At 68.8% G+C, this 4,246-nt stretch carries 3 protein-coding genes; all 3 read left to right on the top strand.

Annotated elements, in window-relative coordinates; translation table 11 throughout:
* Window positions 1–1,108, top strand: a 1,108-nt coding sequence (locus KBI5_RS18095; RefSeq protein WP_133057075.1) for a penicillin-binding transpeptidase domain-containing protein, incomplete at its 5' end; no start/stop codon positions are given.
* Between the two features lie 47 nt (window positions 1,109–1,155).
* A complete protein-coding gene (locus KBI5_RS18100; RefSeq protein WP_085015918.1) occupies window positions 1,156–3,045 on the top strand; it encodes a glycosyltransferase 87 family protein in 1,890 nt (629 codons plus the stop codon).
* Between the two features lie 16 nt (window positions 3,046–3,061).
* Complete coding sequence (locus KBI5_RS18105; protein ID WP_241883001.1) at window positions 3,062–4,195, top strand: hypothetical protein; 1,134 nt, start codon at window positions 3,062–3,064, stop codon at window positions 4,193–4,195.
* Window positions 4,196–4,246: the final 51 nt, after the last annotated feature.

Genomic DNA, 4,246 nt, shown 5'->3' on the forward strand with positions numbered 1-4,246 from the left:
GACCGGCAGGATCCTCGCCTGGTACGGCGGGTCGCTCTACGGCAAGGACGCACAGGGCCACGAGCAGTACGTCGACAACGTGTCAGGGGCGCAGGTGCAGTCCGCCTCCACCTTCAAGACGATCACTCTGGTCGCCGCGTTGCGTCAGAACATCAACCTCAAGTCGACCTTCGCCGCTCCCGCCAAGATCACACTGCCGGGGAATTACGTGGTCAGCAACGACGAGGGTGAGGCGGGCGATCTCGGATACAAGAACCTCATCGAGGCGACGGCGGGCTCCATCAACACGGTGTACGTACCGCTGGGGCAGAACATCGGCGTCTCGAACATCATCAAGACCGCGCGCGACCTTGGCATCCCGGCCAGTACCCAGCTGCGCAACGAAGCGGGTATCACGCTGGGCCAGGACGACGTGCACGCGGTGGATATGACCACGGTCTACGCGACCCTCGCCGGCGCCGGAGTGCGGGCCACACCGCACATCGTGGACAAGGTGGTCGACGGCAACGGGCAGGTGATCTATTCGGGTACCCCGGATGTGAAGCAGGTCATCCCGGCCACGGTGGCCCGCGACGCCACGTACGCCCTGCAGAGCGTGTTGACGGATTCGAGTGGCACCGGAAAGCGGGCCCGGCTGGACGGCGGGCGGGAGGCCGCCGGCAAGACCGGGACGTCGACCAACTTCCGGTCGGCCTGGTTCTGCGGGTACACCAGGGAACTCGCGTCCTGCGTGAACATGTTCCGGGGCAAGGGCACCGAGCAGGATGTGCTGAAGGGCATTCCCGGCGCCGAGAAGGGCGTCTACGGGGGTACCTACCCGGCCAAGGTGTGGAAGGCGTTCATGGACGCCGCGCTGACGGGGGTGCCGCCGTCGAAGTTCGATCCGCCGGCCTTCGGTGGCCTCGTGCAGGATAACGAGCCCGAGCCGACTCCCACACCCACCCCGGCGCCGAGCGCCTCATCGAGCCAGCCCGGCGATACCGGCGTCAACCTGGGCGATCTCCTGAACCCCAGTGGCAACGGCAACGGCGGTGGTCAGCAGCAGGGTGCCGGCCAGGCGGGCCGGCCGGCTCGACAGACGGGGATCTTCTCCGACCCGTTCAACTGACCGGGAGGTCGAGTTCAGTGCTGGTCATGGGCTGTCATGGGGCGAGAATGACGGGCATGGCCATGTCCCCGGCGTCCCCCGTCCGCGTCAGCCCGGCCCGGGAGGACCCGGTCGTCGCGGGGGCAAGCCAGCTCATCGGTGGGCCGCCGGGTGAGCACGCGGCCGTGCCCGACCGGCGTGGTTGGCTGACCCCGCTGCGGGTGCTGATGGCAATGGTCATCGTGGCCGGGGTCCTCGGCTACACCCAGAAGATCAGTTGCCGGGACACCCGGAACTGGACGCATGAGCACCAGTACACGGCGTTGTGCTACTCCGACATCGTCGCGTTGTACAGCCAGGAGGGGCTGGTCGACGGGAAGATCCCCTATCTGGACTACCCGACGGAATATCCGCCGTTGATCGGCGCCACCATGCAGCTCGTCGCCTGGCCGGCCGGTCTCGCGAACGGACCGCGGGCGGTCTACCGGGAGGAGAACGGCGAGCGCGTCTTCGACCATTACACGATGGACATGCGGTCGGCCGTCTTCTACGACCTCACCGCCCTGCTGTTCCTGATCGTGGCCTCGGTCGCGGTGTGCTGCACCGCGCTGGCGGCCGGATCGAGGCGGATCTGGGACGCCGCTCTGTTCGCGCTGGCRCCGACCCTCGTGCTGCATCTGCTGACGAACTGGGACATCATCGCGGTGGCGTTCGCGGCGGGCGGCCTGCTTGCCTGGTCCAGACGGGCTCCGAAGCTCGCCGGGATGCTAATCGGACTCGGCATCCTCACGAAGCTCTATCCGGCCCTGTTCCTGCTAGGGTTGGCCTTTCTCTGCCTCCGGGCCGGGAGGCTGCGCGAACTGGCCCGGACCGTCTGCGCGGCGGCGGTGACGGTGCTGGTGGTCATCGTCCCGCTATGGCTGACCGCCGGCTACTTCAACGCGGAGAACGCCCGCGTCGGCGACAGCATCTGGTCGACCTTCTGGCGAGGTGGTGACTGGATCCGGCTGGTCGGTGGTGGTCCGGACGGGGCCCGCAACGCCATCGCCCGGTTCTTCGATCTGAACTCCGACCGCGGCGCCGACTGGGACTCGCTGGCGTTCGGCGCGACCTGGCTTGCCGGCCGCTACGACCCGGCCTGGTTCGGAGCACTGCACCTGGTGGTCTCCGCGCTCACTGCCGTCGTCCTCGTCGCGGTGGCCGCGGCCGCGATCCATCATCGGCCCGATGCGCGCCGGCTGGTCATCGCGGCGGCCGCGGCCGGCTGGGTGACGATCGTCGTCGCCCTCCCGATGATCCTGCAGGGCTTGCGGAACAACGGCCTGCCCATCTCCACGTTGAACATCATCACTGGGGCGGCCCTGCTGGTCTCGGTGGTCGCCATCGGGTTACTCACCTGGCTCGCACCGCGCCGGCCCCGTCTGCCGCAGGTGCTGTTCCTGCTCGTCGTCGCCTTCCTGCTGACCAACAAGGTCTTCTCACCCCAGTACACGATCTGGCTGCTACCGCTGGCGGCACTGGCTCGGCCCCGATGGAGGCTGTTCCTGCTGTGGCAGGTCTGCGAGGCGTGGGTGCTGTTCACCCGATTCATGCACTTCATCTACAACGACACGCAGGGTCGTCACGGCATCGACCGGGGATGGTTCGTCGGCGCGGTGGCCCTGCGCGACCTGGTGCTGCTCGTCCTGGCCGGATTCGTCGTCCGGGAGATCCTRCATCCGCATACCGACATCGTGCGGACCGGCGGAATGGCGTACCCGGGTGATCCGCGTGTCGCGGTCGGCTCCGCTGCCGTCGGCGATCCGGACGCCGTTGACGACCCTGCGGGCGGGGTGCTGGACCATGCCCCCGATGTCCGCGGCGGCCGGCCGGCGTGGGTTACGGCGGCGGCCACCGGCGAGCCGGCCGGAGGCCCGGGCGCCGGCAGCGCCGACGGGGYCGGGTCCGGCGGTGCATGATCCGATCGGGCCGGGGATGGTCCGAGCGGCCTGGGCCCGGCTGCCGGAGCCGGTCCGGGCCACGCTGCCGATCTGGTTCGGGAGCCGGGTCGCGGTCGCCCTGCTGGCGCTCGCCGCCGCGCGGGTCCTTACCTCGGCGCCGGCGCGAAACGCTCCCGGCCTGCGCACGCTCTGGGACCGGTGGGATGTCGGCCTGTTCACGAAGGTCGCCCGGTACGGTTATCTCTCCCCCGCCTACTCGGACCGGACAGAAGTCGACTTTCCCGGCCTCCCGATCGCGATGCGGATCGTCCATATTGTCGTTCCGGACTGGATTGTCGCGGGTCTGGTCGTGTCGTTCCTCGCCGGTGCGGTCGCGGTCGCCGCGCTGTGGCGGTTGGCCGCGGACGAGGTCGGCAAGTCCGCGGCGCGGTTCGCCGTCCTCAGCCTCATCTGCTTCCCCTACGCGGTGTTCCTGTTCGCCGCCTATTCGGAGGGCATCTTCCTGGGGTTCGCGACGGCGTCCTGGCTGGCGGCACGTCGCARCCGCTGGTGGTTGGCCGGCCTGCTGGGCGCCGGGGCGGCATCCRCCAGGATCAGTGGTATTCCCTTCGGGGTCGCGTTGGCCGTGCAGTACGTCGCGAGCCGGCGCTCCGCCGGCCTCCCGGTGTTCGCCCGGCCGGCGTTGTCGCTGGGGCTTCCACCCATCCCCGTCCTCGCCTACCTGGGCTATCTCAGGATTCGCACCGGGGGCTGGGGCTCCTACACGGACGCGATGCGGGACGGCTGGCACCGAGGCCTCGACTGGCCCTGGTCGGGCTGGACCGCCACCTGGGCATCGGCCACGGATGGCAACGGTGCGTCGACCTTCGTCTGGTTCTGGCGCGGGGAACTGCTCGCGGTGGTCGTCGGGGTACTGCTGACCATCATCCTGCTGGCCGGGAGACGGTGGGGTGAGGCGACCTTCCTCGGCGTGATGACCGTGATAATGGCCTGCACGAATTATTATGCATCGGGAATCCGTGGAATTTTAGTGGCCTTTCCGTTGTATCTGATGCTCGCGCGAGCCGCCGCGCGGCAGAGCTGGGTACAGTCGGTATATCTATGTRCCGGTACGCCGATCATGGCAGCCCTGGTCGTCGCCTTCACGCAGGGACAGTGGGTGGACTAGCCTTTCCCCGCATGGCGCCTTCGGCGCAATGCGGGGGCCCCTGGCATCGGG

It is taken from the genome of Frankia sp. KB5 (assembly GCF_002099325.1).
Taxonomy (GTDB): domain Bacteria; phylum Actinomycetota; class Actinomycetes; order Frankiales; family Frankiaceae; genus Frankia; species Frankia casuarinae.